7 protein-coding genes are annotated in these 16,530 nt (G+C 49.5%); all 7 read left to right on the top strand.

Annotated features, from left to right (window positions below):
- Positions 1-318 precede the first annotated feature (318 nt).
- The 7 genes from ADU23_RS01635 (at position 319) to ADU23_RS01605 (ending at position 16,049) form a co-directional block, all read left to right on the top strand.
- On the top strand, positions 319-5,847 hold the full coding sequence (locus tag ADU23_RS01635) for a glycosyl hydrolase 53 family protein (RefSeq protein WP_053372151.1): 5,529 nt from the start codon (positions 319-321) through the stop codon (positions 5,845-5,847).
- A gap of 353 nt (positions 5,848-6,200) precedes the next feature.
- Complete coding sequence (locus ADU23_RS01630; RefSeq protein WP_053372150.1) at positions 6,201-8,516, top strand: beta-galactosidase; 2,316 nt, start codon at positions 6,201-6,203, stop codon at positions 8,514-8,516.
- Between the two features lie 233 nt (positions 8,517-8,749).
- Positions 8,750-10,474: a sensor histidine kinase gene (locus ADU23_RS01625; RefSeq protein WP_053372149.1), complete on the top strand. Its 1,725-nt coding sequence runs from the start codon at positions 8,750-8,752 to the stop codon at positions 10,472-10,474.
- Positions 10,475-10,493: 19 nt separating this feature from the next.
- The gene (locus ADU23_RS01620) at positions 10,494-12,134 is read left to right on the top strand and encodes a response regulator transcription factor (RefSeq protein ID WP_053372148.1); all 1,641 of its coding nucleotides are present in this window, start codon (positions 10,494-10,496) and stop codon (positions 12,132-12,134) included.
- Positions 12,135-12,237: 103 nt separating this feature from the next.
- On the top strand, positions 12,238-13,935 hold the full coding sequence (locus tag ADU23_RS01615) for an extracellular solute-binding protein (RefSeq protein WP_053372147.1): 1,698 nt from the start codon (positions 12,238-12,240) through the stop codon (positions 13,933-13,935).
- Between the two features lie 356 nt (positions 13,936-14,291).
- Positions 14,292-15,152, top strand: a complete 861-nt coding sequence (locus tag ADU23_RS01610; RefSeq protein ID WP_053377412.1) for an ABC transporter permease — start codon at positions 14,292-14,294, stop codon at positions 15,150-15,152.
- A gap of 18 nt (positions 15,153-15,170) precedes the next feature.
- Positions 15,171-16,049 carry a carbohydrate ABC transporter permease gene (locus ADU23_RS01605; RefSeq protein WP_053372146.1) on the top strand — a complete coding sequence of 293 codons (879 nt, stop codon included), beginning with the start codon at positions 15,171-15,173 and terminating at the stop codon, positions 16,047-16,049.
- Positions 16,050-16,530: the final 481 nt, after the last annotated feature.

Below are 16,530 nucleotides of genomic sequence, written 5' to 3'. Positions count from 1 at the left end.
TCCGTTATTCGATTTATCCAGTAAATAGTAGAGGATAACCTACCTCTTGTCAATTGAGATAACTAGAATCAGAATGCTCAAAAGCTTGATCGGCAACACGGATACGTAGAACGAAAGCACGAATAATCTAAGCATTTTAGAAAAGTGATTAAAATACCTGCATAAATCTTGCATTTGTGTCGCTTGTAGAATCATCCATATCCTTTAAAGTTATAGATGCAACCCGGTAGAGCGAGCTGGCCTTGAATTATGACAGCGCTTTATTTGGACAGCGCGTTTGAAGGGGGATCCATAACAGAAAAAAGGGAGTGACAAAAGATGAGCAGAATGAGAAGGGGTCGCCAGGTTTTAAGCATTTTTATGATGTTTTGCATGGTGCTGGCATTATTTGCAGGCATTGCTGCACCGTCAACTAAGGCGGCCAGCACCTCGATATCCGTGCCAAACGGGAGCTTTGAGAATGATATCGAGCTATGGCAAACAAGCTATACAACAGGTGATGGCACTACGCCAATCACCATTCAAGGAAGCTGGATTCCTACAGGTGGAGGTGCCAAAAGATTGGATTACTGGAACGCAGGCGCTTATACGGCAAGGACGGAGCAAACGATCACAGGCTTAAAGAATGGCAGCTATACGTTATCGGCATGGGTAGAGCGAGGCGCTGGATTTAATGAAAGCTATATGTATGCCAAAGATACAGGGGGAGCCCAAGTAAAAGCGGAGCTGCCTCAAAGCGGCGACTGGGTGCAAATGCATTTGCCCGTTGTTGTTGCTAACAATCAGCTGACGCTTGGATTTTTTGCGGATGCGATGACGTCATCGTCCAACTTTATGGGGGTAGATTTGGTTACGCTTGTGCTGGATGAGGCTGCTCCGGCAAAAGCGCTGGAGAACGCTAGTTTTGAAAGCGGTTTAACCGGATGGGAAACGGCTTTTGGCCCAGAAGGCAGCACATCGCCTATTTCAATTGCCGCGGGCTGGTCGCCGGAAAACGGCGGAACGAATCGTCTGAATTACTGGAGCGATGCCGCTTTTACCGCCGATACGCACCAAACGGTAACAGGATTGGAGAATGGTACTTATAAGCTAACAGCCTGGGTTTCTAGCGGCGGCGGTTTTGCGCAAAGCTATATGTACGCCAAGGAAACAGGCAGAGCGGATACGAGGATTACGATTCCGGTCAGCAGCTCTTCATGGACGCAAATAAGCTTGCCGGTCATTATCGAGAACAATGGCGCAACGATCGGTTTTTATGCCGAAGGGGCCGCGAATAACTGGCTTGGCATCGATATGGTCGCACTGGTTAAGGAAGAAGAGACCGAGCCTCAGCCTATCGGCGTAGCGATCGGCAACTTCGGCTTTCAAGCGAACGGTAAAGCCCAGGAGATGGATTCGTGGTCTGAGGAAGGCGATCTAGCTGCTTCCTTTACGTATGCGCCGGGTTATTTGAGCAGCTACAGCTTAACGCATTCCTCGGAAAGCGATTATAAAGTAACGACTTCCCAGACGGTTAGCGGTTTGGAGAACGGTTATTATACGCTGACCGCATGGGCGCAAAACAGCGGAGGACAGCATGCAAGCTATCTGTTCGCACGGGACAACGGCAGCTCGGAGGCGAGAGCGGCACTGCCGATTGGCAGCGCATGGACGAAGGTTTATTTGAGGGGCATCCATGTTACGAACGGTACGGCAACAATCGGACTGTATTCGGACGCCAAAGCGGGCAATTGGGCGAAGCTGGATTTTGTCGAGCTGGTGAAGGATGATAAACCGTACAGGTTTCTTAAAGGCGGCGATGTCTCGGAGCTTACGTACGTGGAATCGCAGGGCGGGAAATTTTTTGACAGCGAAGGAAATGAGAAAGACTTATTTCAAATTTTAAAAGAAAACGGCCATGATATCGTACGTTTGCGCGTCTATAATGAGCCAGGCAAAGGACATGGCGACGGCAGCTATTATCGTCCAGCGGGCATTATGGATAAGGATGATATTTTAAAGCTGGCACGACGCGCCAAGGCTGCTGGCCTGCAAATTCAATTGTCGTTCCACTATAGCGATTACTGGACAAACGGCGCTACGCATAACATTCCTCATTCATGGCAGGCCGCCATTGACGGCTTGGCGACTGACGCCGAAAAAGTAGATAAGCTTGAAGCGCTTTTGCATGCCTACACGCTAGAGGTTATGGATGCGATGGTTGCGCAGGGAACGGCGCCGGAGTTTGTTTCGTTAGGCAATGAAATGCAATCGGGCATATTATTTCCTTACGGCAGAGCCTCGGGAGATAATTGGGCGAACCTAGCGAGATTCCTTCAGGCCGGAGCGGAAGCGGTCAAAACAGCGTCTCCGCAATCGAAGATTATCCTGCACCTTGATGATGCGGGGAATACGGGCAAATACGAGAGCTTTTTCGATCAAGTCGAGGCTAGAAAGGTCGACTACGATATTATCGGGCCTTCTTATTACCCATTCTGGACAGATAAGACGATTGAGGAAATCGTAGCTTTTTGCAATTATTTTAGCGCTAAATACGATAAAGATATCATGATCATGGAGACGGGATTTAACTGGAACCAGACGCTGCCAAACGGCACGATCGGCCAATTGAACGACAATGGCCCTTATCCGGCTGAAGACAGCTCGCCTCAAGGGCAAAAGGAATTTATGATCAATTTATTCAATGGCCTGAAGAGCGTGGACAATGGCAGAGTGATTGGCGACCTTTACTGGGACCCGATCATGATTGCAGTGCCGGGAGTGGGCTGGGCGATCAAGGAAAGCGATGATCAGCCAGACTTAAATGTAGTGTCTAATACGACATTGTTTGATTTTAACGGCAAAGCGCTGCCTGCTCATGACGCGTATAAGCAAAATACGGAAGGAACGACGAAGGGGCATATATCGGGTGTTGTGCGAGGCTCATCCGGCCAAAACATAGCCCATGCCGCAATAACCGTTGCAGCAGGCGGTACAAATTATTCAACCAAATCAGATGCGGCAGGCCATTATTTCGTTCCTGATTTGCCTGTTGGTACGGCGTATAACATCGCTGCTTCAAAAAGCGGATATCAAGGCGCTACGATTACGGTAAACCTCACGCAAGCAGGGGAATTTACGGCAAATCAGGATATTTTGTTGATCGGCGGTTCGATCACGGGAACCGTTAAGGATAAGAATGATCATGCTGTCGCGAATGCGAAAGTCAGCACGATTATAGATGGCATTACTTATAGCGCGCTTACGGACAAAGAAGGCCGGTATACGCTTGCCGATTTGCCTGCCGCTTCCAATGTAACGGTGTCCGCCGCCAAAGACGGCTATGCGCATGGGGAAGCAAGCGGAGTTTCGATTGCGATTGGCGGCAGTACAGCTTCTATTAATATAGGGATCGAGTTAAATTCAGGTTCCATAACCGGGATCGTCGTGGGTAGCGGCCAATTACCGATTGCACAGGCAAAGGTCAGCGTTACCGCAGGAGGGAAGGTTTATTCCGCCGAGTCGGATGCGGCTGGCGGGTTTACGATTGTAAATGTGCCCGCAGGCGAGGGCTATACCGTTAAAGCAGTAAAGGCTGGCTTTTTAAACGGCGAGTCATCCGGCATCTCCGTTGCAGTTGGCGGGATAACGGCCGATGTCCGAATAGAGCTGATTAACAATGCTGGCTCCATAACAGGAATAGTGAGGGACAGCATGAATGCACCTGTTGCGGGAGCAACCGTCCTTATTGCTAAAGGTGAGCAGAAATATACCGCGCAAACGGATGCGTCGGGCAAATATGCGCTTGAGACCGTATTAGGCGGCAGCGGCTACAAAGTCACAGCCAGCAAAGCCGGTTATTTGAACGGCACAGTACAGGCAGTAGCTGTTACAGCCTTGAAAAATACGGTCGTAAATGTGAAAATGCCTACTCTCATTCCATTAACGAATGCCGGTTTTGAGTCGCAGGGAGAGAACAAATATACGATTCCCGGCTGGACGATCACAGGAACGGAAAATGCCACCTTCACGCAAACGCACGCGAATGCGAAGGATGGACGTTATGTCTTCTCCCATTGGCTGGCTGGAGCCTATAAATCCGATGCCAACCAAACGATTACGGGTCTTGCTAACGGATATTACAAGGTCGAAGCATGGTTCTATAATGGCGGGGACCAGAAGGAATATTACATGTACGCCAAGGATTCGAGCGGCGAACTTGCGCGGTTTAATATTCCGAAAACCGGCTCGATGACCGCTTATAGCATGGATGTTAAAGTGGAGCACGGTGAGCTAACGATTGGATTCTACGCGGATGCCTTGGCAGGCAACTGGGCGCTGATTGATGCTGTAACATTAGGTTATTTAGGAGCCGGAACCGGAGCTGTCACGGGAACGGTTCAAGACGAGGCGGGCAACAAGCTTGCAGGAGCCGAGGTTAAAGCGACGGTAAACGGCTTGGATTACACGGCTGTTACGAATGCTGCCGGCGAGTTCAGCTTGACTGAAATACCGGAGGGATCAGGCTATTCGGTCTCGGCGAGCAAAGCTGGATTTGCAGCTAATACAGTTATAGGGATAGGCGTAGCCGATAAGCAGACGACATCAGGCGTGACAATTGTGTTGGCGGAAGAAAAAGTCGAAGTAACACCGTCACCAGCTGCAACGACAACACCGTCAGAACCGCCATTACCGACACCGACGCCAACGTCGCCGCCGGTGACGCAGCCGTCATCGCCGGCACCAACGCCGGCAACGCAGGTGGTGAAGGTTGATCTGAAGCAAGGAACAAAAGATGAAGCAGCACGTAAGATTACGGTGAACGCTGCGCTTCCCGCGGGGGCTGCGGGAGTGACCATCGCGATTGCTGCACAGCAAGTAGCGGAGGCGGCCGAGGGAGCGGTAAAAGCGATTATCGTAAAAACAGACTTAGCGGCCATATCGCTATCGCCTGAAATGCTTAAGAAAAGCTTGGATGCGGCATCAAGCAGCGTGCTGCTTACAATGGTTAAAATAGACCCGACATTATTAGGGGGCGATGTCCAGAAGGCGATCGGCGAGAATACGGTATATGATTTCAATCTGGCCGTCGATGGGGTGAAGGTGCCGTATTTTGGACCTTATCAGGTTAAGGTTGAGCTGCCCTATACACTGCGCCAAGGAGAAGATCCTCGGAGCGTTGTAGTGTTTCATATAGACGATGAAGGCAAGCTGGTTGTCGTGAAAAACGCTGTTTATCATCCAGAGACGGCAACCGTTACGTTTGCTCCGCTGCACTTTAGCCAATATGCCGCCGGTTATTCGGAAATCGTGTTTAAAGATGCTGACAAAGCGGATTGGGCGAAGCAGAGCATTGGATTTCTAGCAGCAAGAGGCATTATCAGCGGCTTTGCGGATCACAGCTTTAGGCCGGGAGAAGCGGTAACGAGAGCACAATTCGTTCATATGTTGATGGAGCTTCTGGATGGGCAGGCCAATAGCGACAGCTCGACCTTCTCGGATGTAAAAGAAGGAGCGTGGTACGCTTCTTCCATAACAGCTGCGCAAAAGCTTGGTATTGTGAAGGGCAAAAGTGATGGAAGCTTCGGGGTAAATGACGAGATCAGCCGCGAAGAAATGTCGGTTCTTATTTACCGCGCCGCACAAGCGGCAAATGCCAAGATTGACGAACAAGCGAGCCCAGAAGCATTTACCGATCAGGCTCAAATTTCTGCATATGCGTCAGAGGCTGTTCAGGCAATGCAGCAATCGGGGCTTGTCCTCGGCGTAGGGCAAGGCGCGTTTGCTCCAAAAAGCCATGCTACGAGAGCGCAGGCTGCCGTCATTTTGGAAAGATTGTTTCACAGGGTTCATGAATTAAACGATTGATAGGAGCAGCAAAGTGGGCGCATCCGTTAACGGTTGTGCCTTTTTTGTTGCTGCACCTAGCCGTTTCGCATATGTCCTTTCAAGTTGCCGCGATATCCGGCAGGCAGCCTTCTTGTCCCGCATAATGCCGTCGAAGCATGTCCGATGGATGCCAGAGCATATTATTTCCTGGGCAATTTTGACTAGGATAAGAGAGTTGAAGCATTGGAGCTGCTGTTCATATGGTTTAATTAGCAACCAAAATGTTGTGAAATTACTCTATATGAAGCGCCAGCGGTTTGATACGATTGCATGTAATATTCTGCAATCCGCCATTCATCCTATAAACGTTCTATTGAGGAGGAGTTATACCCGTGACTACTTATTCGCTTAAGCTTGATGGTCCAAATAAATCAATTAAGCCCGGCAAGCTTTCCGGCAGCAAAGGCATGAACCCAAAAGGGGAAAGTTTTGGGTTTACGAATTTTTATATGACCCGCAATGAGCAGCCTATTATTCCGGTTGTAGGTGAATTTCATTTCTCGCGTTTTTCTTATCTGCACTGGGAGGAAGAGCTGCTGAAGATGAAGGCAGGCGGGGTGAATATCGTCGCTACCTATATATTCTGGAACTACCATGAGGAAGAGGAAGGCAGCTTTAACTGGAGCGAAAATCGCAACTTGCGCCACTTCGTAGACTTATGCGCCAAACACGAGCTGCCGATTATTCTCCGCATTGGACCATTTTGCCACGGCGAGGTCAGAAACGGAGGCATTCCGGATTGGGTATTCGGCAAGCCGCTCGAAATTCGCTCGAATGACGCGCAATATTTATTTTATGCGAAGCGTCTTTATCGCCAAATTGCGAAGCAGGTTAAAGGCACGATGTTCGCCGAAGGAGGGCCGGTTATCGGGGTTCAGCTCGAGAACGAATACATGCACTGCGGTGCGCCGCTTGATTCTTGGGGCTATAAAGCAGGCGTGTTCATGTCAGCGGGGAAAGGCGGCAATGCGCATTTGGCCGAGCTGCGAAGGCTTGCGGAGGAAGCAGGCTTTGCGCCTATGTTCTTTACAGCTACCGCTTGGGGCGGAGCGGCCGTTCCAGAGGAGGATACGCTGCCGATGCTGGCAGGTTATGCCTACACGCCATGGATTCCGAACCAGCCGCCAAGCGGCGAATATATTTATCGCGATTTGCATGTGAAGCCGGCAGAGGCTGTTCATTACGATACGCTCGAGTATCCAGTCGCGTATTGCGAGATGGCAGGAGGCATGCAGGTCAGCTATACGGCTCGCCCTAACGTTAGCCCGGAGAGCGTGGAAGCGATGACGCTCGTTAAGCTGGCAAGCGGAAGCAATCTGCTTGGTTATTATATGTATCATGGGGGCTCCAACCCGCAGGGCAAGCATGGATTTTTGAACGAGTACGGGCTTCCGAAAATAACTTACGATTATCAATCCCCGCTCGGTGAATTTGGCCGTGTCGGCAAATCGTATGACCGTATCCGTTCGCTCTCGCTGTTCATGGACGCGTATGGCTCGATTCTCGCGCCGATGGGTACGGTGCTGCCTGAGGGACAATCTGATATACATCCGGAGGATACGGAATCGCTGCGCTGGTGCGTCCGCCAGAAGGACGGCTCCGGTTTCCTGTTCTTAAACAACTTTCAGGATCATCTTGGGCTGCCTGACCGCGAGGGCGTGCGTATCGAGCTTGTTACCGCAAAGGGAAAGGTTGCTTTCCCGCATACAGGCACGCTCACTTTGAAGCGGGACGTAAGTGCGGTGCTGCCTTTCAATATTGAGCTGGAGGGAGCCTTGATCGTGACGGCTACCGTTCAGCCATTGACGAGACTGCATGCCGACGGACAGCCGATCCTCGTATTTTATGCCCAGCAAGCGCTTCAGCCTGAGCTTGTATTCAGCCGTTCGACGGTAGCGGCGGTATCGATGGAGTCGGCAAATGTTGTACTTGAGGAGGATGTTCTCGTTGTACAGCCGCTGGTTGGCAAGCAGCATGCTTTTACACTGGTGCTGACGAATGGAGATCATGTGCATGTCATCGTCCTGTCCCGTGAAGAGGCGCTGGCCACTTACAAGTTCCGCATTTGGGGCGAGGATCGATTGTTCATTAGCGACAGCCGCCTTTATGTGAAGGACGAGCGCTTAATCTCAACCTCTGAGGGGGAGGAGAGCTGGAGCGTATCGGTTTGCCCTGCTTTGCCGGAGCATGGCTTGCTGTCTAGCCAAGGCCCGGCAAACGCCCGGCAAGAGGGGCTGTTTCATACGGTTGAGCTGGCTGTTGCTGCGTATGAGCCTTCTCTATCGGTCACTAAACCGCTGGAGCGAAGCGCGCTTGTGGAGATCGATACGAACTGGCCTAGCCAGGTATCGGATGTGTTCCTGCAGGTGGAGTATGACGGCGACGTAGCCGGCGCGTATCTGGATAATCGACTGCTGACGGATCACATTCATTACGGTGAAGCATGGCCTATCGGACTAAAGCAATTTAAGGATGATTTGGAAAATAAGCAGCTTCATCTAGCGATCACCCCGCTGCGCAAAGGAACGGTTCATACATTCGAGAATCAAGCGCTTGTTGAACGGTTTGAAGGGGTTGAGATTGCGATATTCCATCGCATTCGGCCCGTACCCTACTACACCGCAGCTTTGTATAGATCGTTTAATTAGCTTCATATTAAACACAAATGAACCAGTAATTCGGGAATTTAGCCGGATTTCTGGTTTTTTTTTGGATTACTTATGTAGATGATGAAGCAAATATAATGAAATGGTTGCAAAAACATAACATACATTTCGATTTTACGGGTTGAATTGAGCGGTTTGTCCACGTATGGTGAAGAGGGCGATTAGACACTCTAAACGGCTGCCCATATGACATCATGCAGAGGTGCGAAGCTATTATGCCTAAAATTAATTTATTTACTAAAATCGTCGCGCTGATCATCATTATGCTGGCGCCGATTATGCTCCTTTATTTTTACTCGAACAAGACCAGTACGGATATACTTGGCGAGGAGCTTAACAAGTCGAATACGAATCAGCTCATATTTTTTCAGAACGAAGTGGACACGAGCATTGATTCGATGGCTCTATGGCCTGATTTGCTTATCCAAGACCCCGATATATCGTCCCTCCGAGATATTTTTACGGAAACGATTGAACTGAACCTGAACATGATTACTTTAATTAAAAGAATCCAAACGAAGCTCGCGATACAAGAAAATTCATCGAAGTGGCGCAGCAGCCTGCACATCTATTCGCCGAATCTTCACCGGGACATTTCCGATAACGATGTCATCCTTTATGACGATGCGGATTTGAAAAAGAGATTAAAGCCGAACTGGCAGGTGAAGGCAGACGAAAATGGGCAAAACGGACAATTTGTTTTCTCGCGTTATGCGGTAACGCCTTATTCCAGCTACTTGGACCCAAGCGGCTCCAACCTGATTATTGAAGTGCAGTTCGACAGCTCGAACATTAAGGATATGCTGGACAAGTTCAAAAGCGGCGGCCGAAGAGAGCCCTTCTATTACAAGGAGGATGTTGGGGTTATCTATAACCGCTCGGCGGATAAGGAGCTGACGAATGCGGTCATAGACCTGCTGAATTCGCAGCCGCTGAAGGATATGGAGAGCCGGACCGTTGAGGTTGGCGAAGAAAAATATTTGGTCAATGTTGTAAAATCAGAGACGATTGGCTGGCATTTGATCGACTATATTCCTATCTCCGAAATTATAAGGCCGATTAAAAAGACGAACCAACTCTTTTATGTGTCGATGGCGGGTTTGCTGTTGTTATGCTGCATTGCTGCTTATCTGCTGTATGCGCAGGTGCAGGTGCCGATCAAACGGCTGGTCATCGGATTTCAAAAGCTGAAGAATGGCGATTACTCCGTTCGCATGAAGCCGCGAGGCAAAAGCGAGTTCGGTTTTTTATATACGCGGTTTAACCTGATGGTCGCTCAAATTCAGGAGCTGTTCGAAACCGTCTATTTGGAAAAAATTCATGTGCGGGAGGCACGGCTCAAGCAGCTGCAGTCGCAAATTAATCCGCATTTCTTCTATAATTGCTTTTCCTTCATTTCGAGCATGGCGAAGCTTGAGAAGCATGAGGCGGTCGTCGCGATGTCGCATCATCTGTCCAACTATTACCGGTATACAACGCGGCAGGAGCGTGACCTCGTTGCGCTATCAGAGGAAATCAACTTTGTGACCAGCTATTTGGAAATTCAAAAAATGCGCATGGCTAGGTTAAGCTACTCCATTGACTTGCCTTCAGAAATGCGGCATCTGGTAATTCCGCCGCTTATGCTGCAGCCGCTCGTCGAGAACGCGGTCATCCATGGCATTGAAGCTTGGTCGGATGCGTCCCATATTCAAATAACGGGCGAATGGAACGAGAACGAGGCGAAGCTGATCGTTGAGGATGACGGCAAAGGATTAAATGCCGAGGATGTTCTCATTCTTCAATACAAAATGCAAAACCAAATGGATGAGCATATGGGCTGCGGGTTATGGAATGTGCATCAACGCATGCATTTGCGCTTCCGCGGCTCGGCAGGGGTCACCTTCTCCGCCTCGCAGCTTGGAGGTCTGAAAGTCACGATTACTTGGTCGCCAGCTTAGATAGGAAAGGGGAATTCACATGATTGAAGTATTGTTGATTGATGATGAGTCTTATGTTACGGGAAGCCTGGAGAAGACGATCCCTTGGCTGTCGATAGGCGTGAAGAGCGTTTATCAAGCGGCTTCCGCCTTCGAAGCGCTGGAGCTGCTTGAAGAAAATGCAATCGATATCGTCGTAACGGATATTGCGATGCCGGAAATGAACGGGCTTGAGCTCATACAGGAGATCGGCCAGCGCTGGCCGCATATCAAATGCGTGCTGTTAACGGGGCATTCTGATTTTGAATACGCCAAAAAGGCTGTCCAGCTGCAAGCCTTTGATTATATTTTGAAGCCGGTTAATGACGATGAGTTTGTGAAGACGCTGTCAGGCGCCATCGAGGCGCTGAAGGACGAATGGGAGCAGGCGGAAAAATACCAGCAGCTGCTGTACGACCGCAAATCCGATTTTAAAGTGCTGCGCGCGAACTTTATGGTCGATTTGGTGCTCGGCAGGCAGTTGTCGCCCAAGACGATCAAGGAGAAGCTGCTGCAATACGAAATTCCGCTTGCGATAGAACGCCCAACCGTCATGATGCTCGTTCAGCTCGGCAAGCAGTTCTCTCATCTGGATTACAGCTCAGCTTCGCTTATGGAATTTGCCGTTGGCAACATTGCCGAGGAATCGTTTGCGGACCATTTCCATGTGTGGCATTGCAAGGCACCGCATGAATATTTGCTTATAATGGCACAAGCTAAGGTTGAGACGCTGGAGAAGGCAGATAATCGGACGGAAGCTCGCAATATGCGCAAAGCCAATCTAGCCGAAGCGGCAAAAATTCTTCGCGCGAACGTCAGCAATTATCTTAAAGGCGAAATTTCGATCGTCGTGACCGATTGGTTCGAATTTCCGGATGCGATTCCGACAGCGTATCGTTCAGGCCTTGGCATGATGTTCATGATCGCGAATGAAGAGCAGCATTCGATTCATTATTTGGAGGAGAGAACGAGCAAGGACAATACCTACGTTAAATCGATTGAAAGCTTGTATAAGCCGCCAACGATCATTACGCTGCTGGAATCGAAGCGCTGGGATGCGGTGGAGCAGAAAATTAAAGATGTTTTTGCCGATTTGAAAAATACGCGTTACTCAAGAGAGCATCTCTATGAGGTGTACCTCGCGCTGACGAACGCATTCATGTATATCGCGCATAGGCAGGGGCAATATGTCTCCCAAATCAATGAGCTGGGCATCGATTTCATTATGGATCAGACGGTTGTGCTGTCTCCGGATCGCTTGGAGGACTGGTCGATTGGCGTGTTGAACAAGCTGCAAGGCGAGCTCTCCGTGAAAGAGGAAAGCGCCAAAAGCTTTATCGTCAAGCAAGTGATAGAGATGGTTACGGGCAATCTAAGCCAGGATACGACCGTAAAGACGATTGCGGATCATGTATTTCTGCATCCGGTGTATCTCTCCAAGGTGTTTAAAGCGGAAACGGGCGAGAGTCTCAGCGAGTGGATCATTGGCATGAAGATGGAGCGGGCGCTCTATTTGCTCAAAAATACGAACAAAAAAATATATGAAATAACGAGCGAGCTTGGTTATCAGAATCCGCAATATTTTAGCAAAACGTTCAAAAAGTATTATGGCATGACACCTCAAGAGTTCCGCGAGCAGTAAAGTGGTTGCAAAAGGTGCTGATATGTTCGCTTTGTGTCATAGGCTGTCAACCTTGCCCGGCCTATAATTGAACATGTAGAACATAATCATGAGGGGGATTACAATGAAGACAAAAACAAAAAAACGGTTCATGTTTACGCTTTGTATGCTTCTAATCGTATCAGCCATCATTGGCTGCTCGAACAGCGGCAGCAAGACTGAGCCGTCGAATACGGCAAACGGCAGCTCTGCTGCGGGCAATGAGGAAAACCCTTACAAAGAGAAATATGATCCGCCGGTTACGATCTCCACGGTATGGGGAGTGGATCCAGCGCTTACCTTCCGCGAGGGAGAAACGATTGAGAACAACGTTGCTACGAAATGGGCGCTTGATACGCTAGGCATTAAAGTAGATTCGTTGTGGTCAGTGACCGACACGAACGGCGCTTTTGCAACCAAAATGCGGCTTGCGATGTCCTCCGGACAAAAAATGCCGGATGTTGCCGTTATAGGCGACAAGCTGCTGGCGCAAGATCTTATTGATTCGGGCATATTCCAGGACGCAGGCGAGTTGTTTGACAAATATGCCAGCGAAAAATGGAAGGCAGCGATGAACCTTGATTCCAGCGTATGGAACGCATATATGCGGGATGGCAAACGGATGGGTATTCCTGTGCTTGATTATGCATACAACAATGATTACGTGCTATGGATTCGTCAAGACTGGCTTGATAAGCTTAATCTGAAAGCTCCAAAGACGATAGCGGAGCTTGAAACGGTCATGGATGCATTTAAAAACAAAAACCCGCAAGGATTGGCGCCTGATAAAGTCGTTCCGCTAAGTATCGGCTTTAAAACGTCCATGAACACTTGGATGGGCGACCCATCGTGGGTATTCGGCGCTTACGGCACGCTTCCTGCACAATGGAACGTGGCAGCGGATGGAACGCTAGAATATGGCTCCACAAATGCAGGCATGAAGCAAGGTCTGGAGAAGCTGAAGGAATGGCGCGATAAAGATTATATTCCGAAAGAAGCAGCGCTTTGGGATGAGAACAAAACCTCTGAACCGGCTGTAGCCGGGACAGCAGGCATTATCCCTGGTCCTTACTGGATGAGCGGCTGGCCGCTGCTCGATACTGCCAAAAATGCGGAGGGCGCGGTATGGAAGCCATACGCGATTCCGACTGGCGAAGACGGTACGGCGATGCGTCACGGGACACATTTTGTAAACGGCGTAATTCTCATTAATAAAGATATGAAAAACCCGGAAGCTTTCTTTACTTACGAGAACTACCTGTTTGATAATTTAGCTGACCCGCAAGCCGGAAGCCCGTTTGAGCTTGGGGCATTCGAAGGGTATGATTATGCGCTTGATGCAAGCGGCAAACCACTGTATTTGGATGATGTCCCTGGTGGCGCAATTACGGCACCGCTTCGGTACTTCATCGTCCGTGACGGCGCGCGTATTCCAGATGCGCAGTTCAACGCACTTCTAAACCTAGCGGAGGGCAAGGAAGCGACTACCTACCGTGAGAAAGAGGTCGTTGCGCAATACGGCCCAGAAACCGCGCTTGCAGCGACCGTTGTCATGGAGCAAGAAGCCATTTCCAAAAAAGATATGTTCGTAGGTCCGCCGACCAAAACGATGAAATCACGCTTGGACTATTTGAAGAAAATCGAAGCGCAGACGTTTAACGAAATCATTTATGGCGCGAAGCCGGTAGAAGCGTTTGATGAATTCGTGAAAAGCTGGAAATCGTCCGGCGGCGACGATATGACGAAGGAAGTCAACGAGTGGTATGCGAGCGTTTCGAAATAACATGATGATCGGAATGAGAATGCGGCTCCTGAGGGGGCTGCATTTTTTTGTCGTTATGCTAGTTGATTTCTTGGGTGCGCGTGCGAAAGTGGTTGCATTTGTGCCATGAATGTTGGGTTTGTTAGCTACTTCGATTTTTTGCGCGCTGATATAATTTTTATATAAGGAACGCGGTGCATACGCGCCTGCTCGCAGGCTGATTGCGTTCTACATTTCATCCAGCGGGAGGAACAAACATGTCTCAGCAGCCAACGCTTCAGGACGACATCTCGGCAGCATCAGCCGCAGCCGCCGTCGTCAAAACAAAAGGAAAACCGCTGTTTTATTACCTCATAAAACAATGGCCATTTCATCTAATGGTGCTTCCATCCCTCGTCTTTCTGATCATCTTCGCGTATTTGCCAATGGGTGGACTTGTCATGGCCTTTCAGGATTATAAACCTTGGCTCGGCCTGACCGGCTCGGAATGGGTCGGACTCGATCAGTTCCGCTACTTGTTCGAGAGAGAAGATAGCTTGCAGGTCATATGGAACACGTTAATTATTGCTATTTTCAAAATGGTGCTGAATCTCTTTGCGCCATTCGTGTTCGCTATTCTTTTGAATGAAATTAGGAAGCAGCTCGTAAAACGTTTCGTGCAGACGCTTGTTTATTTGCCTCATTTTCTATCATGGGTCATATTGGGCGGCATTTTGACGGATCTTCTGTCAACGGAAGGCGGATTAGTAAACCGTCTTCTGACCGGCATATTCGGGATTGAACCGATCTTCTTCTTAGGCGATGGAGACTGGTTCCGCTTTACCGTCATCCTCTCCGACGTGTGGAAGGAGTTCGGCTTCGGCACGGTCGTATTCCTAGCTGCGCTCGCTAACGTCAATCCTTCGCTCTACGAGGCGGCTGAGGTGGATGGCGCAAGCCGCTGGAAGCAGACGCTTCATATTACGGTGCCTTCGATGATTCCGATCGCGATCGTAGTGGGCACGCTCGCCCTTGGCAATGTGCTGAACGCCGGGTTCGATCAAATCTTCAATTTATATAACTCCCTCGTGTATGCGAAGGGCGATATTATCGATACCTTTGTATACCGTACAGCGATTCTTAGCGGCGAAATGGGCTTTGGTACGGCGATCGGATTGTTCAAATCCGTCATCAGCTTTGTGTTAGTCGTCATCTCATACCGTCTAGCTTACAAGCTTGCGAACTACAGAATTTTTTAAAAAAGGAGGCTGTGCGGCATGTATCATAAATCACCATCCTATCGCGTATTCAACACGTTTAATACCGTCCTATTGATCGCCTTATCGCTGCTCTGCGTCATCCCGCTGCTGCATGTGTTTGCCGTCTCGCTGAGTGCCAAAGCTGCAGCGGATGCCAATATTGTCGGACTATGGCCGGTCGATTTCACGCTGGAGGCTTACAAAAAAACGACGAGCAATCCGATCTTTCTAAACTCGATGTGGATCGCCGTCAAAAGAACAATAATCGGCACGCTGTTAACGCTTCTCTTATCGTTTTTGGCAGCTTATCCGCTGTCAAAAGAGAACTCCGCTTTCCGCGGCAGAAACGTGTACGCATGGTTGTTTGTGTTCACGATGCTGTTCAACGGCGGACTTGTCCCGTTTTATATGGTTATTCAGAAGATCGGCCTGATGGACAATTTCTGGGTGTTGGTGCTGCCTGGAGCAGTAAACGTATTTCTAACGATTCTGATGCTCAACTTCTTCCGCGGCGTCCCTAAGGAGCTGGAGGAAGCGGCGCTGATCGACGGGGCAGGCCATTTCCGCACCTTGTTCAGCATCTACCTGCCGGTTTCGTTGCCGGCGATCGCGACGCTCGCTTTGTTCAGCATGGTGTTTCACTGGAACTCGTGGTTCGACGGTTTGCTGTACATTGGCGATCCGAAGCAGTATCCGCTGGCGACCTTCCTCCAAACGGTCATCATCCAGCGCGATATGAGCTCCATGAGCATCAATCCGGCAGATTTGGCGCTCATTTCGCAAAAAACAGTTAAGTCAGCCCAAATCTTCATCGGCGCTCTCCCAATCCTAATCGTCTACCCCTTCCTCCAAAAGTTTTTTGTCAAAGGGCTGGTCATGGGCTCCGTAAAAGAGTAGTGGCTGCTTCAACGATACCACCATGGACACCGAGCAAGCGCTCGGTGTCCATGGTGGTACTTTCTGCACAGAAATCCCATATTAACCCCTAACTAGCTGTAAACAATAGAAACAACCCATCCCACCATATCAAGCCCCAAGTTACCCGCTTACGCTGCACAAACGACAACGTAGCCCAGTAACCAGCTCATTGAGCCCCATTACATTGCACAAACTGCAACCTATCTGATAACAAGCGCAAAGAACCCTGATAAATTATCCGGCTAGGATAACTAATCAGGGTTTTTTAGAAAAGTTATTAAAAATATAACCGCCCAATTAAAGCGTGTCCCCCAGGGACGAAAGCGCTTCGACTCAAACCTCACCATTCAGCGTCTCTCTAGCACCATCGTTACTCATGCGGGTGTCCAGAGGGCGCAGCGCCTCGGGGCCCTCCCTAGGCAGGGAGGGTTTGGGAGGGTACGAAACGCCTTTGAAGGTT

The sequence above is a fragment of the Paenibacillus sp. FJAT-27812 genome (assembly GCF_001273905.1).
Taxonomy (GTDB): domain Bacteria; phylum Bacillota; class Bacilli; order Paenibacillales; family Paenibacillaceae; genus Pristimantibacillus.
This window is presented reverse-complemented; position numbering and strand designations above follow the sequence as displayed.